General features: G+C 62.6%; 21 protein-coding genes. 6 read left to right on the top strand and 15 right to left on the bottom strand.

The features are described from left to right. Positions 1-100: 100 nt before the first annotated feature. Both M727_RS0118525 and M727_RS36710 read right to left on the bottom strand, forming a co-directional pair. The gene (locus tag M727_RS0118525) at positions 101-328 is read right to left on the bottom strand and encodes a hypothetical protein (RefSeq protein ID WP_027153938.1); all 228 of its coding nucleotides are present in this window, start codon (positions 326-328) and stop codon (positions 101-103) included. A 459-nt stretch (positions 329-787) separates the two neighbouring features. Further along, a complete protein-coding gene (locus M727_RS36710; RefSeq protein WP_051505643.1) occupies positions 788-1,144 on the bottom strand; it encodes a hypothetical protein in 357 nt (118 codons plus the stop codon). A gap of 192 nt (positions 1,145-1,336) precedes the next feature. Here M727_RS36710 and M727_RS42380 point away from each other — a divergent pair, with 192 nt between their 5' ends. Then, entirely contained in the window at positions 1,337-1,639 is a 303-nt protein-coding gene (locus M727_RS42380; RefSeq protein ID WP_027153937.1) for a hypothetical protein, read from the top strand. 364 nt (positions 1,640-2,003) lie between these two features. On the opposite strand, the gene M727_RS36705 is transcribed toward M727_RS42380, so the two are convergent. The 11 genes from M727_RS36705 to M727_RS0118455 all read right to left on the bottom strand — a co-directional run bounded on the left by M727_RS36705 (position 2,004) and on the right by M727_RS0118455 (position 18,088). Continuing rightward, positions 2,004-4,616: an EAL domain-containing protein gene (locus M727_RS36705; protein WP_051505642.1), complete on the bottom strand. Its 2,613-nt coding sequence runs from the start codon at positions 4,614-4,616 to the stop codon at positions 2,004-2,006. A gap of 364 nt (positions 4,617-4,980) precedes the next feature. After that, on the bottom strand, positions 4,981-5,847 hold the full coding sequence (locus M727_RS0118500) for a class I SAM-dependent methyltransferase (RefSeq protein WP_027153936.1): 867 nt from the start codon (positions 5,845-5,847) through the stop codon (positions 4,981-4,983). A 210-nt stretch (positions 5,848-6,057) separates the two neighbouring features. Beyond that, positions 6,058-6,495 carry a nuclear transport factor 2 family protein gene (locus M727_RS0118495; protein WP_027153935.1) on the bottom strand — a complete coding sequence of 146 codons (438 nt, stop codon included), beginning with the start codon at positions 6,493-6,495 and terminating at the stop codon, positions 6,058-6,060. Between the two features lie 93 nt (positions 6,496-6,588). Then, positions 6,589-10,398 carry a methionine synthase gene (metH, locus tag M727_RS0118490; RefSeq protein WP_027153934.1) on the bottom strand — a complete coding sequence of 1,270 codons (3,810 nt, stop codon included), beginning with the start codon at positions 10,396-10,398 and terminating at the stop codon, positions 6,589-6,591. 127 nt (positions 10,399-10,525) lie between these two features. Next, positions 10,526-11,590: an ornithine cyclodeaminase gene (locus M727_RS0118485; protein WP_027153933.1), complete on the bottom strand. Its 1,065-nt coding sequence runs from the start codon at positions 11,588-11,590 to the stop codon at positions 10,526-10,528. A gap of 28 nt (positions 11,591-11,618) precedes the next feature. Continuing rightward, positions 11,619-12,248 carry an FMN-binding negative transcriptional regulator gene (locus tag M727_RS0118480; RefSeq protein WP_027153932.1) on the bottom strand — a complete coding sequence of 210 codons (630 nt, stop codon included), beginning with the start codon at positions 12,246-12,248 and terminating at the stop codon, positions 11,619-11,621. A gap of 3 nt (positions 12,249-12,251) precedes the next feature. Beyond that, on the bottom strand, positions 12,252-13,133 hold the full coding sequence (locus tag M727_RS0118475; RefSeq protein WP_027153931.1) for a branched-chain amino acid ABC transporter permease: 882 nt from the start codon (positions 13,131-13,133) through the stop codon (positions 12,252-12,254). Between the two features lie 3 nt (positions 13,134-13,136). After that, the gene (locus M727_RS0118470) at positions 13,137-13,841 is read right to left on the bottom strand and encodes an ABC transporter ATP-binding protein (RefSeq protein WP_027153930.1); all 705 of its coding nucleotides are present in this window, start codon (positions 13,839-13,841) and stop codon (positions 13,137-13,139) included. Between the two features lie 4 nt (positions 13,842-13,845). Further along, positions 13,846-15,018: an ABC transporter substrate-binding protein gene (locus M727_RS0118465; protein WP_027153929.1), complete on the bottom strand. Its 1,173-nt coding sequence runs from the start codon at positions 15,016-15,018 to the stop codon at positions 13,846-13,848. Between the two features lie 41 nt (positions 15,019-15,059). Further along, positions 15,060-16,907: a branched-chain amino acid ABC transporter ATP-binding protein/permease gene (locus M727_RS0118460; RefSeq protein WP_245268696.1), complete on the bottom strand. Its 1,848-nt coding sequence runs from the start codon at positions 16,905-16,907 to the stop codon at positions 15,060-15,062. Between the two features lie 14 nt (positions 16,908-16,921). Continuing rightward, positions 16,922-18,088, bottom strand: coding sequence for an FAD-binding oxidoreductase (locus M727_RS0118455; protein WP_027153927.1), 1,167 nt, complete (start codon positions 18,086-18,088; stop codon positions 16,922-16,924). 157 nt (positions 18,089-18,245) lie between these two features. Here M727_RS0118455 and M727_RS0118450 point away from each other — a divergent pair, with 157 nt between their 5' ends. From M727_RS0118450 to M727_RS0118430, 5 genes are read left to right on the top strand one after another with little or no spacing between them, the layout of a single operon-like run. After that, complete coding sequence (locus M727_RS0118450) at positions 18,246-19,208, top strand: MurR/RpiR family transcriptional regulator (protein ID WP_027153926.1); 963 nt, start codon at positions 18,246-18,248, stop codon at positions 19,206-19,208. Continuing rightward, on the top strand, positions 19,205-19,852 hold the full coding sequence (locus tag M727_RS0118445) for an isochorismatase family cysteine hydrolase (protein ID WP_027153925.1): 648 nt from the start codon (positions 19,205-19,207) through the stop codon (positions 19,850-19,852). Before M727_RS0118450 ends, M727_RS0118445 begins: the two co-directional genes overlap by 4 nt. Further along, positions 19,849-21,171 carry a glutamine synthetase gene (locus tag M727_RS0118440; RefSeq protein ID WP_027153924.1) on the top strand — a complete coding sequence of 441 codons (1,323 nt, stop codon included), beginning with the start codon at positions 19,849-19,851 and terminating at the stop codon, positions 21,169-21,171. The genes M727_RS0118445 and M727_RS0118440 overlap by 4 nt, the downstream gene beginning before the upstream one ends. Beyond that, positions 21,171-21,938: an N-formylglutamate amidohydrolase gene (locus tag M727_RS0118435; protein WP_027153923.1), complete on the top strand. Its 768-nt coding sequence runs from the start codon at positions 21,171-21,173 to the stop codon at positions 21,936-21,938. The genes M727_RS0118440 and M727_RS0118435 overlap by 1 nt, the downstream gene beginning before the upstream one ends. Further along, the gene (locus M727_RS0118430; protein ID WP_027153922.1) at positions 21,935-23,245 is read left to right on the top strand and encodes an aspartate aminotransferase family protein; all 1,311 of its coding nucleotides are present in this window, start codon (positions 21,935-21,937) and stop codon (positions 23,243-23,245) included. Before M727_RS0118435 ends, M727_RS0118430 begins: the two co-directional genes overlap by 4 nt. Before the next feature lie 13 nt (positions 23,246-23,258). Here the strand turns inward: M727_RS0118430 and M727_RS0118425 are convergent, their stop codons facing one another. Then, positions 23,259-24,146: a hypothetical protein gene (locus tag M727_RS0118425; RefSeq protein ID WP_027153921.1), complete on the bottom strand. Its 888-nt coding sequence runs from the start codon at positions 24,144-24,146 to the stop codon at positions 23,259-23,261. Positions 24,147-24,200: 54 nt separating this feature from the next. Continuing rightward, positions 24,201-24,965: a glycerophosphoryl diester phosphodiesterase membrane domain-containing protein gene (locus tag M727_RS0118420; RefSeq protein WP_027153920.1), complete on the bottom strand. Its 765-nt coding sequence runs from the start codon at positions 24,963-24,965 to the stop codon at positions 24,201-24,203. Between the last annotated feature and the right edge of the window lie 77 nt (positions 24,966-25,042).

Here is a 25,042-nt window from a genome sequence, read left to right as displayed (position 1 = left end):
GAGCGTGCAGCCCAGACGTAGATGTGGTTGGCAAAGTTCTGGAGCGAGAGTGGTGGCGCCGGTGGCCTGAAGGGCGCGACGAATGAAACGCCGGCCCAGTTCAACCCGCGCGACGTCCTTCAAAGCTGGGGGGATCGATCTTCACCAAGCGGTCTGCGGCCTCGACCGCAGTTCGTATCCTGTCGCGCAGCGCGAGGTTCTCGGCCAGCATTTCTTCAGTACGTTGAAGCGCGAGCTCGGTCCGGTGGATGCGCTGCCTGGCATTGGCAACTTCCGATGTCAAAATGTCGGCCACCGTCCCGTGGCCCTGGGGTTCCAAAGTGTCCATGGATTTCTAACACATGGGGGCCGATATCGTTCCCTGGTCAGTGACAAGTGCACTTCGGCCTGCTTCGCCGGCCGCTGCCGATTGCGGTGCGATCGGCAACGACGTCCTGCAGAAGAGCCGGACATTTCACATCCCCCTAATGATGAAGGACAGCGCCCCTTCGCAACCGGCGAGCAGCATCGCGACTAGTTCCCAGTTAATCCGGCAGATCATCGATCGTCTGCCGACATATCCGCGCCATTGCCTGGACAACCGCCAAGGCTGCCATTGTGCGTTTGGTCCTGCCTCCGTTGCGATAGTTGCCGTTCCGCTTGCCTTCAGGTGCGCCACCGCCCGCACCGTGCATGCGACAGACTGCGCTGCCCCTCACCGCTGGCGATCGACACTGGCATCCCGTCCGCTTCGACCGAGCATGACACCGAGGCGCTAGGTTCATGAGGTTGACGTTATTTTTTTCCGTCACCCTGCCCCCCCATGCGAGACGTTGCCGACAATAGCTTGGCCGCCTTCGTTCACCGTGACGTGCTTCACCGTGACGGGCTGCTGGCCGCCCGTGCGGTATTTCTTTAGGGCTTCCACCTGGGCCGCGAACGTCCTGGTGAGCTTGTTGAAAGCACGTTCGGCGCTGTCTTGCTGCGGGATAGTTTCGCAGTGAGCAAGGCGGCGGGCGAACGTCATTGTCGCCATGTGCACCGCAGCCATCTGGGATGCCAGCATAGCTTCGATCTGATCCTGCGGTTCAATGCCTTTCACGATCGAGGCGACAAAGGCCGTGCCCTTATCGTCTGGCGTTTTGCCGTGGCTGCCGACATTCACCAGCTGGCGCAGGAGGCCATTGATGAAATCTTCGTCCGATGATCCGAAGGCTTTCTGGGCTGCCGTATGGTCGATAGTGACGGTGCTTCCGTCGTCTTTAAGAGGCGCGACGGGTTCGATTGGTGCGCGTGATCGGGCGCGGCGAGGACTTTTGTTTTTGCCGTCATGGATTAGGCCGCCAATATTTCACGAATGCAATTCGCGGCATCGGAAGGCCAATCGATTTCATGCTCCACCATTGGTTTCGGGTTGACGGTAATTCCGGATTCGGCCGAAAACCTCGTCGGCAAACGCCCGAAGTTCCTGGTCAATGACCTCGTCGGCCAGGCCAGCGGACACCATTTGCGTCCGCATGCCCGCGATGACTTGTTTCCAATATTGGTTTCCGCCCTTTCCGGTTCGATCAGACAACACTTCGACGGCCCGACGGATCTTCCCGACGCGTCGAACGGTCGGAAAAGGCAGAACGGTGCACACACACCGCATCGTCGATAGCATGAGGGCTCAGCCCGCGCATCGGTATCCCCTCCAAGATATGTATAGGACTTCGGACTTTTCTGCTTCGTCGGCCATGCGGACCTTGAGGATGTGTGAAGCTTGACCGTAGCTGCAAAAAGTTAAACTTCAACTGGGCGCTGCATTCAAAACCCTCGTCCGTCCCTTCTCGGTATGATCAGGCTGCGTCGATAGCCGGCGCCGGGCCGATGCCGAGATAGGGGTCGCCGATCAGCTTGTCCGGGGCCAGGTCTCATCGGGTGCATAGGCCCCCAGAACTTCGCTGCCGTGATCGGCCAATCTCCAAATCCTAAGACTCAAGCGAAGCGCTACTCTGTGGCGTGAGGCTTATGCGCTTATGCGCTTATACTCTACCCAACCGGAGCGGTTCATCCAAAACCCGTTCCGTGCGCAGACGCCGAGATCGAACGAAGGCCTTTAGTCCGTCGGCATCCAACGCATGCCCGAAGGCATAACCCTGCAGTATGTCGCAGCCCAAGCTCTTGAGTGTCTGTGCGTGCTCCATCGTCTCGACACCCTCGGCTACGACCTCGATACCCAGGGATTTGCCGATTTCAATGATCGATGAGACGACCTGCCTTCGTTGCGGCGATTTGACAATAGGAATGACCAATTGGCGATCTATCTTCAACCGGCGAGGCTGCAGCTTGAGCAAGCTGACTATAGAGGCGTAGCCAGTGCCAAAATCGTCTATTTCTATGTCAATGCCGAGCTCTTTTATCTGCTCAAGATTCCAGGTAACAAAATCATCATTTTCGTCAAGGAAAATTGACTCAACGAGCTCGAAGGCAACTGTTCCCTTCTTGATATTTAGTTCCCTAAGACTCTTTATGAGTTCCTCATCCTGAAGGCGGCGTGCCGAAACATTGACTGACACCCGCGGAATATGGAGATTCGCAGCAGACCACCCTTCGAGATCCAAAAGCGATTGCTCTAATATGTTTCGATCGATGATCGAGACGACATTCAATTCTTCCGCAATCCTTAGGAAGACGTCGGGCGCCAAAATGCCCTTCTCCGGATGCCGCCATCGCGCCAGCGCCTCAACCCCAACAATTTCAAGCGTTTTTGCGTCAAATTGCGGCTGGTAGTAGGGAATGAACTCGTTGCGCTCAAGGCCGCCGAGAATTTCGTCGGCAATCCGTTTTGTCTCGACGATCTCGCTTTGCATCGCCTCGGTGAAGAATTCGTATCGATTGCGCCCACGACTCTTTGCTCGGTAAAGCGCGATGTCAGCGTTGACCAGCAGGTGTTTGGCTTCGACATCTTTTCCGTTATCGACTGCAATTCCCACGCTCACGCCAAAACGGCATCGATGGCCCTGATAGTAGACCGGTTCCCGCATCTGGCAGATGACGCGGTCAGCGAGCAGCGCCAGTTGCTCGATATCGTCATGCACCACGCACAGGACGATGAATTCGTCTCCTCCGATCCGAGCGACGAATCCCTCACCATCCACCTTGGATCGGAGGACCGTCGAGGCGTGAACAAGCATTGCGTCGCCTGCGGCGTGGCCAAGCGTATCGTTGATGTGCTTGAACCGATCGAGATCAATGTGAAGCAGTGCCGCATACCCGCCGGTCCGCCTGGCGTTTGCGGCGTAATCTTCCAGCACCTGGTCGAGGTAACGCCGGTTGGGCAAACCGGTCAGCGAATCGTGGAGCGCAATGTGCTCTATGCGCGCCTTGGCCGATTCGAGTTCTGCATTTTTCGACTCGGAAAGCTGCTTTGCGCGAACCAGGTCCTTGTTCAGCAGGACGTCGGCTGTCACATCCCATTCGGCGCCGATCATTTTTGGGGTGTCGTTTGCGTGCCGGTAAATTATCGCCTTGGATCGGACATGGCGAATCTCGCCATCCGGCCGAATAATCCGGTATTCCGACAAATATGGCCCGCCGCCGGCCGTCGCGCGGTCGAAATCGGCGTTGGCGCCAGCCAAGTCATCCGGGTGGATTGCTCCCGCCCAGTCCAGGTAGCCGCGGCCCTCCCCAGCTGGTTTGCCGTATATTTCATTGACGCGGTCGTCCCACGTCAGTTCGTTGGTCGCGAGATCGTGTTCCCAAACGCCAATAGCCGACGCCTCCAGAGCGAGTTCCAGGCGTCTCGACAATCGACTCAGTTCCGCATAGTTGCGCTGTCTCTCGCCAATCAGGCGACCCGTAACCAGGAATGGGATCACAACCAACGCCCCAGCCACCGCCATGATGGCGCGCAAGAACCACGCGTTGTCGGGCGTCGAAGGCCAGCCGTTTTTGGGAATGGCTGCGATCCGCCACGAACCGGACGGAAGCAGGACGTCGGCTGTCACCGGATTGCTCTTGGCGACGCGCTCATTGCCGAAGAATTGCTCTCCGCCTGGACCGAGGGCGTCCTTACCGATCAGCGCTATGTCAATCCCGAGATCATCGTCAAGCAGGCCGCTCGCCTTATAAAGGCGCTGAACGTCTACAACGGCCGAAATGATGCCCCAGAACCTTTCGGTGTTGCCCGCACTGCGTACAAAGACCGGAATACGGCCGACGAAGCCTTGCCCTCCCTGCCTCAAGTCGACGGGACCGGCAAGAATTAGCTCGCGCTTGTCTCGCGCCCTTAGCGCGGCCAGACGCTGCCGCTCGTCCTTGCGGTAATCGAGGCCTATCGCCTTGTCGTTGCCATTCATCGGGTACATCAGAGAAATGACCAGATCGGGCGCGCCGGCAATATTCTTCAATTGCGAGCCCCTGCCAAACAGGTTGCTCGCCAGCGAGGCGAAGCGTTGCTGTCCCATATAGGGCTCAGTCACGACCGCCGCGACCAGTCCCTGCACCAGTTGAAGGTTTCCGTTGATGTTGCCTTCAAGCTTGGCGCGGATAAGATTGACCTTGGCCAGGACATCCGCTCGGGCGGCTTGATCCGAGACGACTTTGTTCTGGTGGTCCGCGAACGCTGCGCCAACGGCAATAACGATCACCGCCATTGCCGCCGGGATATTTGCCGACGAGAAAACGGCCTTCTTGATACCGCCGAACCTAGCGCGGAAAGGAGCCAATAGGCGATTCCTCAGATACTATTCAGGTTCTGGGCCAACCCGACCAAGGTATATTAGCTATCAATGTTTAATTTTGACCTTCACGGGTCCTAAAAAATTTTGCACCGTCCAACCGCCTGAGGTGGCCGGAGTGGCTGACACGGACCTGCGGCTCCGGCTGACGACTTAAAGCGCGTCGCGGCTGAATGGATTCATGCGACGCGCTTCAAGTTTTGTTTTATGCATGTCGTTACTGCAAAACCGCCGCACACCCTCGGTTCAAGCCCGAGGGCATGCTTTTGCGCGACATGCATTAGTGGCCCTCAATCGCCTTGGCGGTAACCAGGTAGGGTATCTTGCCGACGCTACGTTTCGTCGCGCCAATGGAATAGGCCATTGGAATCTTGGGAGAGTTCTCTGGCAAGCCGAACATATCCTTGCCGGCCCTCACGGCAAATGAAAAGTGCTGCCACGAAACCGTGTCATGCTCATTGAGAAAATCCAGCGTCAGCCCAGCTGAAATCAGCGCGTTCACCACGTCGCTGACCGGATGAATCCACTCATAGTAGCGCGGATGTTTCAAGATGCGATCGTCGCCGGTATAGGTGAGTTCTTCGTTCCATGCGAGTGGTCGAGCTATTGGCGTTCGCCAGTCATGCTTGAACTCCAGCGCCGCAGCCTTGCGGTCACACTGGAACATCAACGGATGGCCCTCGGCGAGATAGAGCCGGCCGCCGGGCCGCAGGAGATCGGCAACCACCCGCGCCCAGCGGAACACGTCGTCAAGCCAGTTTACCGAACCCCAGGTAACGTAAGCGATGTCAAAGGTCCGGCCAAGCGCTTCGACTGCCTCGAACAGTGGCGCCTCCACGAAGCGCACGTCAGTGCCTGCCTTTGCAGCGAAATCCCGCGCCGCTGCGATCGCCGTCGGTGAAAAGTCGAGGCCGGTCACGCTGCCCGCGCCCAAATTCTTCAAGCTGATTGTGTCGAGCCCGATATGGCATTGCAGATGGACGATATCCTTGCCGACAATGTCACCGACCTCGCGCGTTTCCAGCTCATAGAGATTGGATCCGCCAGCCAGTACATTTTCTATGTGGTAGCTGCCCGTTGTGTCGGTCGAATGCAGCTCGGCTCGATCATCCCAATTAAGGCGGTTCGCGCCCAGAAACGGTTCCAAATTGCCCCCTCAAGTCCCTGCCGAGACCAATATATATGGTAAACAGAACGTTAATATACCTTGCAGCTAAAGTGTCGCGCGTCAATCCGTGGCGGTACGGTGCACCACCGGGGCTGATCGATTGGTCAGCGAATTCGGCAAGCCTCTTGGCGAGGTCGGTCGACGGGCAGCGCCGGAAGAAATTTGTTGTCGTGCGAAACGTCCGCGGAGCTACGACTGAAACTCCGGCTGTGCCTGCATTGTCCGGAGATCGATCGGCATGGATATGTGTTCGTGCGTGATCATCCAGCGGTCGCTCATCTTCTGCAAACCCGACGTCACCCGCACCCAATAATCGGCCTTCTCGCCGTTGGTTCTTTTGCTTCTGACGTGGCACAGACCATAGCAGAACGCCACGTCATCTCTGACTGTGACGAGCAGTTCGTGCACCTCATAATCAATCGGGCCGTCAACCGAGGCAAACCACGCCTCGAAATTCTTTCGGTAGGCATCGGCGCTCTCGATCCGCAGCGGCGGCCTGATGTCGAATACGACAGTAGCCGCGGCATAGTGTGCCATCAGGGCTTCTATGTCCTTGGCCCGCAATGCCTGCACCAGGTCATCCAGGCCTTTGCGGATTTCCATTTCTTCTGCAGTCGGGGTCTGCATAGGGCTCTCCTTTCATCGCATGATGAGCGGGCCAGGCCGGTGCTCTCGAAGCGACGCACCTGGTCATCGACCGCGATGCCCAAAGCTTCTGCCTTACTGCGCGGCTTCGGCGAAGGGGGTCGGCACATAGTTGAGTATAGGGCCGAGCCAGCGCTCGACCTCGGCGAGCGGCATGGCCTTGCGGCGCGCATAGTCCTCGACCTGGTCGCGCTCGACCTTGGCCACGCCGAAATAATAGCTTTCGGGATGCGACAGGTAGATGCCGGACACGGAGGAGCCCGGCCACATCGCAAAGCTTTCGGTCAGGCTGACGCCGGCGTTGCGCTCGCCGTCGAGCAGGCGGAACAGCGTCGCTTTCTCGGTGTGGTCGGGCTGCGCCGGATAGCCGGGCGCCGGGCGAATACCGCGATAGGGTTCGCCGATCAGCTCGTCCGGCGCCAGATCCTCATCCGGCGCGTAGGCCCAGAACTCCTTGCGCACCTTCTCGTGCAGGCGTTCGGCGAAGGCTTCGGCGAAACGGTCGGCCAGCGCCTTGACCATGATCGACGAGTAGTCGTCATTGGCACGTTCGAAGCGCTCGGCGATCGCCGCTTCCTCGATGCCGGCGGTGACGATGAAGCCGCCGAGATAGTCTGCCTTGCCGCTGTCCAACGGCGCGACGAAATCCGACAGCGCGACGTTCGCCTTGCCGTCGCGCTTGGTCAGCTGCTGGCGCAGCGTGAAGAAGGTCGCCAGCTCCTGCGACCTGGCATCGTCGGTGAACAGCCTGATGTCGTCGCCGACGGAATTCGCCGGCCAGAAGCCGATGACGCCCTTTGGCGCGAACCATTTTTCCGCGATGATCATTTTCAGCATCGCCTGGGCGTCGTCGAAGAGCTGGCGTGCCGCCGGCCCTTGCGCCTCGTCGCCGAGGATTTTGGGAAAACGCCCCTTCAGCTCCCAGGTCTGGAAGAACGGCGTCCAGTCGATATAGCGCGCGAGCTCGGCCAGATCCCAGGCTTCGAAGGTTTTCAGGCCGAGGAAGGACGGTTTTGGCGGCACGTAGGCCGACCAGTCGATCCGGTGGGCGTTGGCCCGCGCCTTGGCGAGCGGCAGGCGCTGCTTGTCGGCTTCGCTGCGCGCATGCGCATCGGCGACCTTCTTGTATTCGGCGCGAACGTTGTCGACATAACCGCCCCTGGTCTCGTTCGACAGAAGTGCCGACACCACGCCGACCGCGCGGCTGGCATCGGCGACATAGACCGTCTGGCCACTGATATAGCGCGGATGGATCTTTACTGCGGTATGCACGCGGCTGGTCGTAGCACCGCCGATCAACAGCGGAATGTCAAAACCCTCGCGCTCCATCTCGGCGGCCATGTGCGCCATCTCGTCGAGCGAGGGCGTGATCAGGCCGGACAGGCCGATGATGTCGACCTTCAGCTCGCGCGCCGTCTGCAGGATCTTTGCCGCCGGCACCATGACGCCGAGGTCGATGATCTCGTAATTGTTGCAGGCCAGAACGACGCCGACGATGTTCTTGCCGATGTCGTGGACATCGCCCTTCACCGTCGCCATCAGGATCTTGCCGGCGGTCTGGCGCTCGCCGGTGTCGACGCCTTTGGCGGCATTCGCCAGCTTTTCCGCCTCCATGTGCGGCAGCAGGCCGGCGACGGCCTGTTTCATCACGCGGGCGGATTTCACCACTTGCGGCAGGAACATCTTTCCCGCGCCAAACAGATCGCCGACGACATTCATGCCGGCCATCAGAGGACCTTCGATGACATGCAGCGGACGCTCGGCGGCGCGCCGCGCCTCGTCCGTGTCCTGGTCGATGAATTCGGTGATGCCGTTGACCAGTGCGTGCGAAATGCGCTGCTCGACCGGCCAGTCGCGCCAGGCGAGATCGCGCTCCTGCGCTTCCTTGCCCGCCGTGCCCCTAAAACGTTCGGCGAGTTGCAGCAGGCGTTCGGTCGCGGTGCCACCGCCCTTCGGCTGACGGTTGTTGACGACATCCTCGCAGGCTTCGCGCAGTTCGGGATCGATGGTGTCATAGACGGCAAGCTGTCCGGCGTTGACGATGCCCATGTCCATGCCGGCCTGGATGGCATGGTAGAGGAACACGGCATGCATGGCCTCGCGCACCGGCTCGTTGCCGCGAAACGAGAAGGAGAGGTTCGACACCCCACCCGATATGTGGACATGGGGAAGCGTCGCGGTGATCTGCCTGGCGGCTTCGATGAAGTCAGCGCCGTAATTGTTGTGCTCGTCGATGCCGGTTGCGATGGCAAAGATGTTCGGGTCGAAAACGATGTCCTCGGGCGGGAATCCGGCCTGCTCGGTCAACAGTCTGTAGGCGCGGGTGCAGATTTCGACCTTGCGCGCCTGGGTGTCGGCCTGACCGTCCTCGTCGAAGGCCATGACGACCACCGCCGCGCCATAGGCGCGGACGAGCTTCGCATGGTGCAGAAAAGCCTCCTCGCCCTCCTTCATGGAAATGGAATTGACCAGCGGCTTGCCCTGCACGCATTTCAGGCCGGCTTCGATGATCTCCCATTTGGAGCTGTCGATCATCACGGGAACGCGGGCGATGTCCGGCTCGGCGGCGATCAGGTTGAGATAACAGACCATTGCCTGCTTCGAATCGATCAGGCCTTCGTCCATGTTGATGTCGATGATCTGTGCGCCGTTGGCGACCTGGTCGCGGGCGATTTCGAGCGCGGCGGCATAGTCGCCCGCAGTGATCAGCTTCCTGAATTTCGCCGAGCCGGTGACATTGGTGCGCTCGCCGACATTGACGAACGGAATCTCGTCGGTCAGCGTGAACGGCTCGAGCCCGGAAAGGCGCATCTTCGGCTCGATGTCGGGAACAGCGCGCGGCGGATATTTCTTCACGGCCTGTGCGATGGCGCGGATGTGGTCGGGCGTCGAGCCGCAGCAGCCACCGACGATATTGACCAGGCCGTCGCGCGCGAAATCCTCGATCTGCGCGGCCATGAACTCCGGGCTTTCGTCATATTGGCCGAATTCGTTGGGCAGGCCGGCATTCGGATAGGCGCAAACAAAGGTGTCGGCGACGCCGGATATTTCGTCCAGATGCGCGCGCATGGCTTTGGCGCCCAGCGCGCAATTGAGGCCTATCGTGAACGGGTTGGCGTGGCGGACCGAATGCCAGAAAGCCGTCGGCGTCTGGCCCGACAGCGTGCGGCCGGACAGGTCGGTGATCGTGCCGGAAATCATCACCGGCAGACGCACGTCCTTCTCGATGAAGATCTCTTCTGCCGCGAAGATTGCCGCCTTGGCGTTCAGCGTATCAAAAATGGTCTCGATCAGGATGATGTCGGCACCGCCGTCAATGAGACCGCGCAGCTGCTCGCCATAGGCAAGGCGCAATTCGTCGAATGTCACGGCGCGGTAGCCGGGATTGTTGACGTCGGGCGACATCGAGGCGGTGCGGTTGGTCGGCCCCAGCGCACCAGCGACGAAACGACGCTTGCCGTCTTCCTGCTCAGCCCGCACCGCTGCCCTGCGCACCAGCCGTGCACCGTCGCGGTTCAGCGCGTAGACCGCATCCTCCATGCCGTAATCCGCCTGGGCGATGGAGGTCGAGGAGAAGGTGTTGGTTTCAAGGATGTCCGCCCCGGCGATGGCGTATTGATAGTGAATCTCCTCGATCGCCTTGGGCTGCGTCAGGATCAGCAGGTCGTTGTTGCCCTGCTGATGGCAGGCGCACTCGGCGAATTTGTCGCCACGGAAATGGTTCTCGTCGAAGCCCAGGCCCTGGATCTGCGTGCCCATGGCGCCATCGAGGATGAGGATGCGTTCGCGCGCCGCCGCCGTCAGCGCAGCAAGCACTTCCGAACCGTCGGGCTTGGCCGCGACGGGGCCGAACAGGTCGTCCAGCGATGATGGGTTTTGCGACATATTTCGTCCTCAGGGCGACGGTCGCGCTTAAGCGACATAAAGACATCTTTATGTGAGTATACGGTATTTGTATTCTGCTGTCACCCCGCCGAAGGCAATGGCTAGACGTTTGCGCTGCCCACCGGCGCTACGACGCCACCTGCGCAGTCTTCGCCGATGCCGCCCTCAACAACATCCCGAACAGGTCGCGCGGCTCGTCTGGGTCGGCCAGCATGTCGAGTTGCTGGTAGAGGCCGGTCGATGGCAACTGGTCCCTGATATAGCGCAGCGCCGAAAAATCCTCGATGGCGAAGCCGACGGAATCGAACAGCGTGATCTGGCTGGCATCGCGGCGGCCTTCAGCCACGCCGGCAATGACCCGCCACAGTTCGGTCACCGGATGATCCGGTGCAAGCTGCTGGATCTCGCCCTCGATGCGGGTCTGCGGCGGATATTCGACGAAGATCTCGGAGCGCAGCAGGATGTCGCGATGCAGCTCGGTTTTCCCAGGACAATCGCCGCCAACCGCGTTGATGTGGACGCCCGAGCCGACCATGTTGTCGGTGAGGATGGTGGCATACTGCTTGTCGGCGGTGACGGTTGTGATGATCCCGGCCCCCTCGACGGCCTCTTCGGTAGAGCGGCAGGCGACCATGTCGAAGCCCAGCCCGGCGAGATTGCGGATGCATTTTTCCGTCGCCATGCGGTCGATGTCGTAGAAGCGTAATTCGCGCACACCGAGCAAGGCCTTGAAGGCCAGAGCCTGGAATTCGGCCTGGGCGCCATTACCGATCAGCGCCATGCAGTTCGCACCGGCCGGCGCCAGGTGCCGGGCCGCCAGCGCCGACATCGCCGCGGTGCGCAGCGCGGTCAGGATGGTCATTTCTGACAAAAGCACCGGGTAGCCGTTGTGGACGTCGGCGAGCATGCCGAAAGCGGTCACCGTCTGGCGGCCTTCGCGCATGTTCTTCGGATGGCCATTGACATATTTGAAGCCATAGACCTCGCCGTCGCTGGTCGGCATCAGCTCGATGACGCCCTCGGCGCTGTGCGAGGCGAGGCGCGGCGACTTGTCGAAGGCCTCCCAGCGGCGGAAATCATCCTCGATATAGAAGGCGAGCTCGGTGAGGAGACGCTCGACGCCGATCTTCAGCACCAGCTTCATCATGTGGTCGACGCTGACGAAGGGGACGATGTTGAGATTGGGGATCATTTTGTCCTTGCCCGCATTGCTGCGACGGTCAGTCCTTGCGATGCGCGTTGTGCATCTTCATCATCGTCGCCAGCGCCGGATCGCTCTGCTCCAGCGTGCCAATCGCGGCATTGGTGTCGTAGAGCCGTTCGTCCTGGCCCATCTTGAACTTGGCCTCGAGCCGTTCGATCGGCAGGTCGAATCCCAGAATATGCGGGATGCGCCGCTGCATGCCGCCCGGCCCGAGTTCGCGCATGCGCCAGCGATCGTCGCGGTCCTTTTCCAGCACGTCGACAAGCCGCTGCAGATGCCGGGCGGTGGCGTGATCGTCGAGCTGAAACGGCCGGCCATGGCAATGGACGACGGCGAAATTCCAGGTCGGCGCGCTGTCGCGCACCGGGTTGCGCGGATACCAGGATGGCGAGATATAGCCATGCGGTCCGTGGAAGATTGCCATCGTCTCCCTGCTCTCGGCGATCAGCGCGCTGTGCGGGTTCTGCCGGGCCAGATGCGACACCAGCGTGCCGTTCGCTCCCCGCTCGCGGTCGAGCACGAAGGGCAGATGCGAGGCAACGAGCCCCTGTGGTCCCGATGTCACCACCGTGGCGAAGGCCGCCGCCTCGATCAGGCCGAACACCTCGTGCAGCGACAGCGGTGCGAACTCGGGCTTGCTGTACATAGTTCAACTTCTCTGCACGCGAACCGCCGGGATCAGGCCTTGCGGCCGCACCAGCAGCACGGCGATGACGCCCGACAGCACGATGGCGTCGCGGTAGGGCGCGACCGCCGCCGGCAGCGTCGCCTGCAGCAGCACTTCGATGATGCCGAGCAGGAAGCCGCCAGCGACGGCACCGGGCAGGCTGCCCAACCCGCCGACGACGGCGGCGATGAACGCCTTCAGCACTGGGGTAAAGCCCATCAGCGGGTCGACGGAGGCGCGCTGCGCCACCCACAGCATCGCCGCCAGCCCGGCCAGCAGGCCGGAAAGCAAAAAGGCGTTGGCGATGATGCGGCTGGCCGGGATGCCCATCAGGCGGACGACGTTGAAATCCTCGGCCGCGGCGCGCATGGCGGTGCCAGTCACCGTGCGGCGCAGGAAGAGTTCCAGCGCAATCAAGGCCAGGGCCGAGACAACGATGGAGATGCTCGGGCCGACGCCGATGGTGAAGTCGCCGAAGGAGAAGGCGCCGGTCATCCAGCCGGGCATGGCGACCGGCTGCGGCCGAGCCGAGATGCCGTTCTGGAAGACGACCTTCAGCAGGCTCGAAACGGCGAAGCTGGTCAGAAGCAGGCTGGTGATGCTGGCGCCGCGCATCGGGCGAAAGGCAACACGCTCCATGGCAACCGCTGCGAGCGCGCCGCAGGAGACGGCGACGAGCACCGCCGCTGGAAACGGCAGACCGAAAACCAGCGCGGCAAGCAAGGCATAGCCCGACAATGTCATCAGCTCGCCATGGGCGAAATTGATCAGCCCGACGATGGAAAAGACGATCGCCAAACCAAGTGCCAGCAGCGCATAGACGCCGCCGAGGCTCACCGCATTGATGATCTGCTGCGCGACCATGGCTCAGGCTCCGAGATAGGCTTGGCGGACGAGGTCCGAAGTGGCGAGCTCGTTGGCGGTGCCCGACAGCACCACCTCGCCATTGGCAAGCACGATGGCGCGGTCGGCGACCTCCAGCGCCAGCGCCACGTTCTGCTCGACGAGAAGGATGGTCAGCCCGTTGCGGCGCAGGTCGGCGATCAGGTCGAAGACCGTGTCGATCAGCTGCGGGGCAAGGCCGAGCGACGGTTCGTCGAGCAGCACCATGCGCGGCTTGCCCATCAATGCGCGAGCGATCGCCAGCATCTGCTGCTCGCCGCCGGAGAGATTGCCACCCTTGACGCGGTAGTAGCGCCGCAGGATCGGAAACAACTCCAGCATCTCCTCTTCGCGGGCCCTCGCCTCCACCGCCTGCAGGTGCATCGCACCGCCGAGACGCAGATTGTCGGCCACGGTCAGGCCGGCAAAAATGCGCCGGCCTTCCGGCACCAGCGATACGCCCTTGCGGGCGATCGCCTCAGGCGCCAGGCCGGTGATATCGACGCCGTCGAAGACCACTTTCCCCGAGACGGCGGGGACCAGCCCGGCGATGGCGCCGAGCGTCGAGCTCTTGCCGGCACCATTGGCGCCGACCAGCGCGATGATCTCGCCGCTGTCGACGGCGAGATCGACGCGGCGCACCGCCTCGACCTCGCCGTAGCGGATCTTCAGGGCTTCGACGCTCAGCATGATGTCACGGCGCCGGAACGTCGGCGGCGTCGGGAATCATGGTCTGGATATGCTTGCCCTCGCCGCCTTCATAACGCATCAGCGCCACCGGCCGCAGCGGCATGCGGTCGGTGCCGGCATAGGTGATCTTGCCGGTGATGCCGTCAAAGTCCTTGAGGCCGGCAATGGCGTCGCGGATCGCCTTCGGATCGTCCGAACCGGCCGTCTTGACCGCTTGGTCGAGGATCAGCCCGATCTCGTAGCCGTTCACCTCATAGGTCGATTCCGGCGCGTGGCCGGCATATTTGGCGAAGGCGGTGTTGAAAGCCTCCAGCTTGCTGCCCGGCTCGGCATAGCCGGCTGCCGTATAGACGACGCCGTCGACCAGCTTGCCCAACCCCTTGACGGTCGGCGTGCCGATGGCGTCGGCGCCATAGACCGGAACGGCGACGCCGGCACCGCGCAATTGCTGGATGAAGGCCGGAAAATCAGGCTCGTAGGCGGCGGTCATGATCAGGTCCGGCTGGTCGGCTAGGCTCTTGATGTTGGTGATCTCGGCGGAAAAGTCCGGCTGGCCCATGGTGAAAGTACCCCGGCCAACAACGGCGCCACCTTTCTTCTCAAACACCTTGCCGAAATACTCGGGCAGGTTGGCGGTGTAGGTGGAGTCCGGCGAGGTCAGGAGATAGACCTTCTTCTTGCCTTCGGCGATGGCGAAGTTGGCGACCGCGGTCGCCTGCACATTGTCGGCTGGATAGGTGCCGAACATGACGTCGCCGACCGCGGCGGTGAGCACCGGGGCGGAGCCGCAAAGCGTCAATGTCGGAATACCGAGCGGTTGGGTGAGCTGGCCGGCCGAGATCGAGGGATCGGCGTCGCAAGGCGTGATCATGATCTTGGCGCCGGCGTCGATCAGCTCCTGGGCGACGGTGGCGGTCTGCGCCGTATCGGATCGGGTGTCCTTGATGATCAGCTTGGCGGTGTATTTGCCGCCAAGCCCACCCTTGGCGTTGAGTTCGTCGAGCGCCATGCGCAGGCCGGCGAGTGCCGGCTGGTCGTAGGGAGCAAGACCACCGGTCTGCGCCGTCGCGGCGCCAATGATGATCTCCTCGGCTGAAGCCTTGGAAACGAGGGCGAGGGTCATGCCGAACACCGCCGCATAGAGGGCGGCGCGGTGGAGGCGATAGAGCTTTGGCATGTAGGTTCTCCTTCTGGATTTGTTGTCGTTGGCTACACGGTTCATGCGGTTTCACTTGCGGGCGTTTCTTGTCCTGTCTTGGCGCGGGCGGTGCGGCTGCCGAGATAAGCGGCGACGACGGCAGGGTTGTTCTGCACTTCGGCCGGCGTGCCGTCGGCGATGACGCGACCATGGTCGACGACGACGATGCGTTCGCACAGGTTCATCACCAGCCGCATGTCGTGCTCGATCAGGACGACGCCGATGCGCCGCTCGGCGCGGACGGCCGAGAGGATCGAAACCAGCTCGGCGGTCTCGACCGCGTTCATGCCGGCGGCTGGCTCGTCGAGCAGCAGGAAGCGCGGCTTCAGCGCCAGCGCCCGCGCCACCTCCAGCCGGCGGCGCTGGCCATAGGCGAGCCTGGCGGCGGGCTGATCGGCAAATTTCTCCAGCCCCATGCGCGAAAGCTCGCGCATCGCCGCCGCCTCGGCATTGGCAAGATCGGGCTCGACCGAGCGGGCGGCGACCACGACATTTTCCAGCACGGTCATTTGCGCGAAGACGCGGATGTTCTGGAAAGTGCGGGCAACGCCGGAGCGGGCGAAGCGGAAGGCCGAGGCCTGCCTCACCGAACCGCCGATCGACACCGTGCCGGCGCTCGGCTCGACGTCGCCGGCCAGCATGTTGAGCAATGTGGTCTTGCCGGCGCCGTTCGGGCCGATGATGCCGGTGATGCTGTCGGTGTCGAAGGCGAGCGTGACGTCGTCGACGGCGATGACGCCGGCATAGCGCCGCGACAGATGGTCGGCCGCCAGCCGGTCGCGCTCGGCATGAAGCAGCGGCGCAGCAGGAACCGTGGCGGCCTTGCGGCCGGGCCGGCGCAAAAGGTTCAGCTCGCGCTCGCCGAACAGGCCGGTCGGCCGCCGCCAGATGACCAGGATCATGGCAATGGCAAGCACACCCTGGGTCAGGCCGAACAGCACCGGCAGATGCAGGCCGAACACCTCGCCGCCGCCTTCGAAACGACGCACCACCTCGATTACCACGATGGTGACGACGACGCCGGCAAAGGCGCCGAGCGAGGAGCTCATGCCGCCGACGATGAGCATGGCCAGCATGGTGAAGCCGAGGTCGAAATAGAAGTCGCGCGGCGAAAACGCACCGAGGAACTGCGCCATCATGGCGCCGGCGGCCATGGCGGCGACCGCGCCCACCGCCCAGGCGGCCAGCCGCGAGGTGCGCTGGTCGACGCCGACGGCGGCCGCACCACGCTCGTCATTGGCGGCGGCGCGGGTGGCAAGGCCGAAGGCGGTTTCCCGGAAGAGCCTCGCCACCACCAGCGCCACCGAAGCCACGCCGATGGCGGTCCACAGACCGACCTCGCGCGGCACGCCGTAAAAGGGTTGGCTGCCGCGGGTGATCTCGCGCCCGGCAACCAGCAGCGTGTAGACGATGATCAACATGGCGAGCGTGGCGATAGATGCGCTCGATCCGGACAACCTGAGCAGCGGCGAGCCGGTCAGCAGGCCGATGACGACCGCAAGGATCAGCACGACGGCCAGCGCCGCGAAGAAAGAGAGTTCATAACCAGCGAGGAACTGCGGCAGGTCGCGGAGCGCAGTGCGCTGCAATGCCGCCGGCATGGTCAGGATGCCGGTGGCATAGGCGCCGAGGCCGACAAAGGCGGCGTGGCCGAAGGAGACGATGCCGCTGTTGCCGGAAAAGATCTGCAGGCCGAGCACCGCCGTCAGCATGATCGCGGCATAGGTGACGACGCGCTGCATGGCGGCGCCACCGAAGAAGAAGACAATAAACGCTGCCAGCAGCAGCACCGTCACCATGCAAAGCGCATCGGCGCTGGCGTTGCGGAACGCGGCCGGCATGAACGACCGCGCGCTTGTCTCGCCCATCGCCGCCGACGCCATCAGGCGACCTTGAAGCGGCTGGGCGAAAACGGCGCCAGGATCGGCTGGGCGCCTTCGGTGACCAGCCTGGCCACCGCTTCGCCGACCGCCGGACCGGTCTTGAAGCCATGGCCGGAGGAGCCGGCAGAGACGAACAGACCGTCGACGCCGGGCATGGCTCCGATCACCGGCAGGTCGTCGGGGCTCATGTCGTATAGCCCGGCATAGCCGGGACGGATGCCCAGCTCGGCCATCGCCGGCACGCGCGCCGCGAAGGTCTCGAGGATCTCGACCGATTCTGATTCCTCGACGCCTTCCATGTAGTCGTCGGGATTGTGGACGAAACGCGGACGACCGGCCTGTTCGTGGCGCACGCCGGTGCCGCCGCCGGCCCAGCTGCCGGCAAGGATGACACCGTCACCGTCGGGCCGCGCATAATTGCAGGAGATGTCGTCGCACCAGGCGAAAGGCATGACCTGGCGCGCCTTTCCGGCTGCGTCGAGCACGGCCATCGGATGGCGCTCGACATGCAGCGGCAGGTCGAGGCCGACCGTCGCCAGCAGGCGGCGTGTCCACGGCCCGGCGGCGAGCACCACGGTGTCGGCCTTCAGCACTGTTCCATCGGCGAGCGCGACGCCCCTGATGCGGTCGACCGCTTTCACAAGCCGTTCGACGAGGGTGTTCTGCATGATCCTGGCACCGCGTGCCTTGGCGGCGCGGGCAATTGCATTGGTTGCGCCGAAGGCGTCGGCATAGCCGTATTCAGGCTCCCATAGCGCCAGCGCGACATTATCCAGTGCAAAGCCCGGCGCGGCGTTGGCGAAGGCTTGCGGCGACAGCGTCTCGATCAATGCGCCCTCGCCGCGAATCCGTTCGGCGGCGGCCTTCCAACTCGCTTCATTGTCGTTGCCGCAGACCCACATCATGCCGATTTCGGTGACGAAAGGGCCCTCGCCTGATATCTCCGGCAAGGACACGAGGATCTCGCGGCCACGAATGGCAAGCTGCGACAGTTCCGGCAACAGATAGAAGGCGTGCAGCAGGGCCGAGGACTTGCCGGACGGCCCGCCGGCGGGATGCGTCTGCTCGACAAGCGTCACCGTCACGCCGGACGCAGCCAGATAATAGGTCGCGCTCGATCCAACGATACCCGCGCCGACGACAATGACGTCGCTTCCAGTCCGCATGGCTGTTCCCCACAGTCTCTTGGCTGCTTTGTGACAAAGCTAAGGCCAGTCGTCCGCCTGTGTCAATATCTCTTCATTGTTGACCGAAATTAAAATCTCTGTAATAAACTCTACACAACGACGCAGAGCAAGCCCAGCGCGGATTTTGGGGAGGCCAATGGCGATACGCGATGTTCTGATGCGCGGGGACCTTGCCCTGACGCCGTCGGAGGAAAAGATCGTCCGGCTGCTTCTGACCGACTATCCGACCTCTGGCCTCGGCACCGCTTCGTCACTCGCCCGGCGCGCCGGCGTCAGTGACCCAACCGTGGTCAGGCTGGTGATGAAGCTCGGCTATGACGGCTTTGCGGACTTCCAGGCCAAGCTTCTGGCCGAAGTCGAGGCCAGACTGCATTCGCCGCTGTTGATGATGGAGGCCAAGCGGCCGACAGGCGCGGAAGACAGCGCCATCCTCGCCTATCTCGGCTCCGTCGGTTCTGCGCTCGAGAAATCCGTCAGCCTGACCCCGCTGCAGAGCTATGAGCGCGCCGCTCGTTTGCTGATGGAGACCAAGGGCGAGGTGGTCATGCTTGGCGGCCGTTTCAGCCGCCACATCGCCGGCATGCTCGCCGGCTACATGCTGCAATTCAGGCCGGGTGTGCGCGACCTCGGCGCGCTGTCGGCACAGGCCTTCGACACGCTGGCCGATCTTGGCCGACGCGACGTGCTCGTCGTTTTCGATTATCGCCGCTACCAGTTCGACGTCATCGACTACACCAGGCAGGCGGCGGCGCGCGACGTGCGCATCGTGCTGTTCACCGACCAATGGCTGTCGCCGATCGCCGATCTCGCCGAGGTCACCATCGTCAGCCCGCTGGAAGTCGCCTCCCCCTATGACACGCTGGCTCCGGCGATGGCGCAGATGGAGGCGCTGGTCGCCCAGATCGTCTCCACGCTGAGCGATGGCGCCCGCGAACGCATCGAAAAATTGGAGGAGGTACGGCATGCCAATGCCGTGACCCTCGACAGTGCCGGCCCCGAGGAAAACGCGGCGCGCAGGATGCCCGGACCCAAATCAGCCCAACCTAAATCAGCCCAGCCCAAATCACCCAAATCAGGGAAGCAGGACCAGAAAGCATGACGCAGGCATTGCCTAAACGAAACGAGCCGTTCCGGGCCGGCGAAACCGCGCTGCTGCTGGTCGACATGCAACGTGTCTGGCTGGAGCCCGGCGCCGATCCAGCGCATCCGGAGCGTGGCCACGACCACTATTTCTACCGGCAGACGGCGTCGCAGACGATCCCCAACCAGGAGCGGCTGCTGGCGGCTGCCCGTGCCAATGGCGTCGAGGTGATCCACACCATCATACAGAGCCTGACGGAAGACGGCCGCGATCGCTCGCTCGACCACAAGCTGACGCCGATCCATATCGCGCCCAGCTGGCCGGCAGGCCTGCCGGTGCCGTCGCTGGCGCCGGTCGGCGACGAGATCATGCTGCCGAAGACCTCGTCGGGCGTCTTCAACTCGACCAATATCGACTATGTCCTGAAAAACCTCGGCGTGCGTTACCTCGTCGTTGCCGGTATCATGACCGACCAGTGCGTCGACATGGCGGTGCGCGACGCCGCCGATCGCGGCTATCTCGTCACCTGCGTGTCGGATGCTTGTGCCGCCGCCACGCAAGAGCGCCACGACGATGCGCTGAAAGCCTTCGGCGGCTATTGCTGGATCACCGACACCGCTACCGTCGCCGCCCGCTTCGAAGCCTTGGGAAAAGCCGCATGACATCGACCGTCGAACCGCTCGTTGCCGTCGTCACCACCGATCTCTCAGCGATCACGCGCGGCCGCTCCGTCGTCGAAAGCAGGCTGCAGAAGATCGCTGCCACCGGCGTCGGCTGGCTGCAGGCCAATTTGTCGCTGACCCCGTTCAATTCCATCGTCGATCCCAATCCCTGGGGTTCGTCCGGCGATGTGCGGCTGGTGCCCGATCTCAACGCACGTTTTCGCACGGCGCTGACCGGGTCGGTGACGCCGTTCGACATGGTCGCGGGAAACATTGTCGAACTCGACGGCAGCCCGTGGGTCGGCTGCACGCGGACCATCCTCAGCGATGCGCTGGAGGAGCTGAAGGCGGCAGCCGGGCTTTCCGTCATCGCCGCCTTCGAACATGAATTCCATATCGCCGATGCCGGCTTCGTGCCGGCTCATTCACTGTCGTTCGCCGCACTGCGCCGCGCCGACCCGTTTGCTGCCAATTTGATGGCGGCGCTGGAGGAAGCGGGCGTCGCGCCCGAAGTGGTCATTGCTGAGTTCGGTAACGAGCAGTTCGAGGTGACGCACGAGCCAACCAATGCGCTTGCCGCAGCCGACCGCGCCGTCGCCATCCGCGAGATCACCCGCGAAGTCGCGCGCAATGCCGGGTGGCGCGCCAGCTTCACACCCAAACCCGCGCCCGATGCTGTCGGCAACGGCGTCCACATCCATTTCAGCTTCGTCGACGAGGCCGGCAAGCCGGTGACCTACGATCCGGCGCGACCGGGCGGTCTTTCCAGCCAGGCCGGCGCCTTCTGTGCCGGCGTGCTGCGCCATCTGCCTGGCATCACCGCCATGACGGCGGCGAGCGTGTCGTCCTATTACCGGCTGAAGCCGCATAGCTGGAGTTCGTCCTACACCTGGCTTGCCGATCGCGACCGCGAGGCTAGCCTGCGCATCTGCCCGACGGTGACGATCGGCGGGCGCGATCCGGCGCCGCAATACAACATCGAATACCGGGCCGCCGACGCCACCGGCAATCCCTATCTGTCCCTGGCGACGATCATTCGGGCCGGGCTGGAAGGGCTGAAGGCAAAGCTGCCGACTCCGCCGCTGGTCACCGGCGACCCGACGCTGATGAGCCAGGCGGAGCGCAAGAAGCTTGGTCTGGTGCGCCTGCCGGAAACCCTGCCGGCGGCACTCGACGCGCTCACCGCCGACAGCACCGTCGCCGGGTGGTTCGCGCCGGTCTTCATCTCGACCTTCGTCGGGCTCAAGCGACACGAGACCGAGCGCCTTGCCGGCCTCGATCCGGTGGCTGTTTGCGACCTCTACCGGACGCTTTATTGATGGCTGCGCAGCTTGCGAGTGAGTGGCCGGCTGCCGTCGACGTGCTCAACGAAATTGGACGCTCTGACATCGTGCTGTTGTGCGAGCATGCGTCCAACCACATTCCGGCGGAGTATGCAAAGCTGGGGCTCGATATCAGCCATCTGCAACGCCACATCGCCTGGGATATCGGCGCCGCCGAAGTGACGCGCCGTCTGTCGGTGCTGCTCGATGCACCTGCCTTCCTCGGCGGCTATTCGCGGCTGCTGATCGACCTCAACCGGCCGCTGGGCACGAGCGGCAGCATCCCGGCGCTCTCCGAAGACACCGACATTCCCGGCAATATCGGGCTCGATCCGTCCGAGCGGGCACGGCGCGCCGAAATCATGTTCGCGCCTTTCCATGACCGGGTGGCCGCCCATCTCGACCGCCGGGCGAAGGACGGCAGACCGACACGGATCGCGACGATCCACAGTTTTACGCCGGTCTTCCTCGGGGTTCCCAGGCCCTGGCATGCCGGCGTGCTTTACGATCGCGCCGGCGATTTCGGTGAAACGATCCTTGCCGGCCTGCGCAACGACGAAGCGCTCAATGTCGCGGCGAATGTGCCTTACGTGATCAGCCGCGACGCCGACTACGCCGTGCCCATCCACGGCGACGACCGCGGCATTGCCGCCGTCCTCATCGAGATCCGGCAGGATCTGTTGTCGAGCCGCTCCGGCATCGAGGCATGGGCGAACCGACTGGCCGCCGTCTTGCCCGCGCAGCAGAAGGAGAAGGCGTCATGAGCAATCTGCGCGAGCGCGATGCGGTAACCATCGCCCAGATCGGCAAGCTGCGTTTCTCGCCGCTGAGCGTCGTCGGCGGCCGGGGCAACCGGCTGATCGAGGAAGGCGGCCGCTCGCTGCTCGACCTGTCCGGCTCAGCCGGTCCGGCAATCCTCGGTTACGGCCATCCGGCCATCGTCGCGGCGGTCGAGGCGGCGATCCGCGACATGGCCGGCGCCAGCCTCTTGCTCTACCCCAACGAACCAGCGGTTTCGCTGGCCGAGCGGCTGCTGGCGATCACGCCGGGCGACAGTGAGCGGCGTGTCTGGTTCGGCCATTCCGGATCGGACGCCAATGACTGCGCGGTGCGTGTGCTGCAGGCTGCCACAGGCCGCTCGCGCTTCATCTCGTTCATCGGCTCCTATCACGGCAATCTCTCCGGCTCGATGGGCATCAGCGGCCATACCGCCATGACCCACACGCTGCCAAGGCCGGGCCTGCTGCTGCTCCCCTACCCCGATCCGTTCCGGCCGCAGTTCAGCGCCGAGGCCGTTCTTGCGCTGCTCGACCACCAGTTCGAGACCACCTGCCCGCCGCATCAGGTCGCGGCAGTGTTCATCGAGCCGCTGATGTCGGATGGCGGGCTGATCGTGCCGCCGTCCGGCTTCCTCAAGGCGTTGCAGGAACGTTGCCGCAGGCATGGCATCAAGATTGTCGTCGACGAGGTCAAGGTCGGGCTGGCCCGCAGCGGCATGATGCACTGTTTCCAGCACGAAGGATTGACGCCCGATCTCGTCGTCTTCGGTAAAGGTATCGGCGGCGGCCTGCCGCTTTCGGCCGTTGTCGGCCCAAAGGAGATCATGGACCACGCGCCAGCCTTCGCGCTGCAGACGACCGCCGGCAACCCGATCGCAACGGCCGCCGGCAACGCCGTGTTGAAGACGATCGAGACGGAAGGGCTGGTCGCGCGCTCGGCGCGCGTCGGCACGCTGTTCTCAGACGCACTGCGGGCGCTCTGCGCAAAACATGAGATCATCGGCGACGTGCGCGGGCGTGGCCTTGCCGTCGGCATCGATCTGGTCACGGACCGCAAGACGCGCGAACCGGCCGCGGCAACGACGACGGCCAAGATCATCTATCGCGGCTACGAACTGGGTGCTGCCTTCACCTATGTCGGACTGAAAGCCAATGTGCTCGAATTCATGCCGCCGTTGACGCTGACCGAGGATGAGGTTGCCGAGGGCGTGGCAATCGTCGACCAGGCGATCGCCGACGTGGCGAGGGGCAAGGTCTCCGACGCGGACGTCGCTTCGTTCATGATGTGGTAGGCGACCTCTCGCGTCAGGAGAAGATCTCCGCCAGTTCGTCGACGCTGGTGCCTTCCCTGACTTGCCGCAACTCGACATAGCTGACTGCGATGGCAACCGACATCAAAGTAGACACGACTGTCGAAACGAGCGCGCTACCAATCGCGCCGACAACAAGGCCAACGGTCGAGAGGCTGCCGGTAATGGCGAAAGTAAATCCAAACAACAATGCGAATGCCATTTGGATGGCAATCGCCGCCAAGAACAGAACCAGCAAAAGACCGAATAGTGACCAGCGGCTGCCCTTCGTCAGAACACGGCTGCGCGACATCGAACCAAACACGCCAAGCCGCTCCTGGATCAGCACGGGCACGGAAACCGATATACCGAGGAACAACATGATGCCTGGAACCACCAACGCGATGAACGCGATGAACACAATGATGTTTCCAAAAACGGGGATAAGCATGCCAGCCACGAACATCGTCACCACTAACGCGAGGATCATGGTGAGGAAGACAACCAGGCCCATCCCGAGCGTCGGGAACATGCAACGCAAGGCGATCTGGATGCAGTCACCGATTGCCGGGCGCTTGCCGTTCAAGTCTTCTATCGTCGCCCTTACCAGTGACGACTGAAACAACAAAGCCAGCGCAAAATAGATCAACCCAAAAGCCATCGATATTAGCGAGTTGCCTAGAATCGCCGAGGGATCGGCAACCGCCATGCTTTCGGGATCGGCAAAATCGAGTTTGGCAAAATTTCTGTAATTCCAAAGGTTGAGCACCAGTGCCGGAAGGGCGGAAAAAAGAGCCGCCAGTCCGACCAACAGACCCGGATTGCGGCCGATGACCGCAAAACTATTGCTGAAAACCCTGCCGATGCGATACTTGTCCGGTCGTTCCAGTGTCGTTGAAACCATGACGCAACTTGTCCAGTCCAGGCCGATCCTGATGCGATGAAGGCGGCCTTGCCGCTATGAGAAGATTTCCGCCAGTTCGTCGACGCTGGTGCCTTCCTTGACCTGACGCAGCTCGACATAGCTGACCGCCGGGGCAACCGAGGTCACCACGGATACGACGGATGTCACCAGAGCATCAAGGATGAGAGCCGTTGTCACGCCAAACACCATGACGACTTGGCTCAAGACAAGCTGGATGACGATCACGGCTATGATCAGGATAATCCAGAATCCGAACAGCGCCCAGCGGCTCCCTTTGGTCAGCTCGCGGCTGCGCTTCATGCTGCCGAACACCCCCCGCCGTTCCTGAACCAGAACCGGCACGGCGACCGACCAGCGGAGCCATAAGATGATGCCGGGGACGATGAGCAGCATGAAGCCCAATCCCGCGCCAAGAGAGACCAGTACTGCGATGCCTATCACCGGCAGCAGGAGGGAGATTGCCATCTTGAGGCTGTCGCCCATTGATGGCCGCTTGCCGTTCAGATCCTCGATGGCCGCGCGCACCAGCGTCGCCTGCAAGATCGCTGCCAGGACCATGGAAGCCAGCACGACAAGGATTGTAACGATAACGCGTTGGGCCGAGAACTCCGGAGCGCCTGTCTCGGTGCCGATTGGCCATTGCCGGAGCCAAAGCTGGTAGAGCAACGTCGGCAAGCCTGAAAACAGCACTGCCAGCCCGAGGCAAAGCACGATATTGCGGCTGATGACAGCAAAGCTGTCGTTGAAAACCCTGCCGATGCGAAACTTGTCCGGTCGTTCCAGTGTCGTTGAAACCATGATGCGTCCCCTCGCTCAATCGCCGCATATCGGCTGGTGATCCCCGCATCAAATGTGCCAACATTGGAGATCGACGT

This window comes from Mesorhizobium sp. WSM2561, assembly GCF_000513915.1.
Taxonomy (GTDB): domain Bacteria; phylum Pseudomonadota; class Alphaproteobacteria; order Rhizobiales; family Rhizobiaceae; genus Mesorhizobium; species Mesorhizobium muleiense.
The sequence above is the reverse complement of the archived record's forward strand: the minus strand, read 5'-3'. Positions and strand labels throughout refer to the sequence as shown.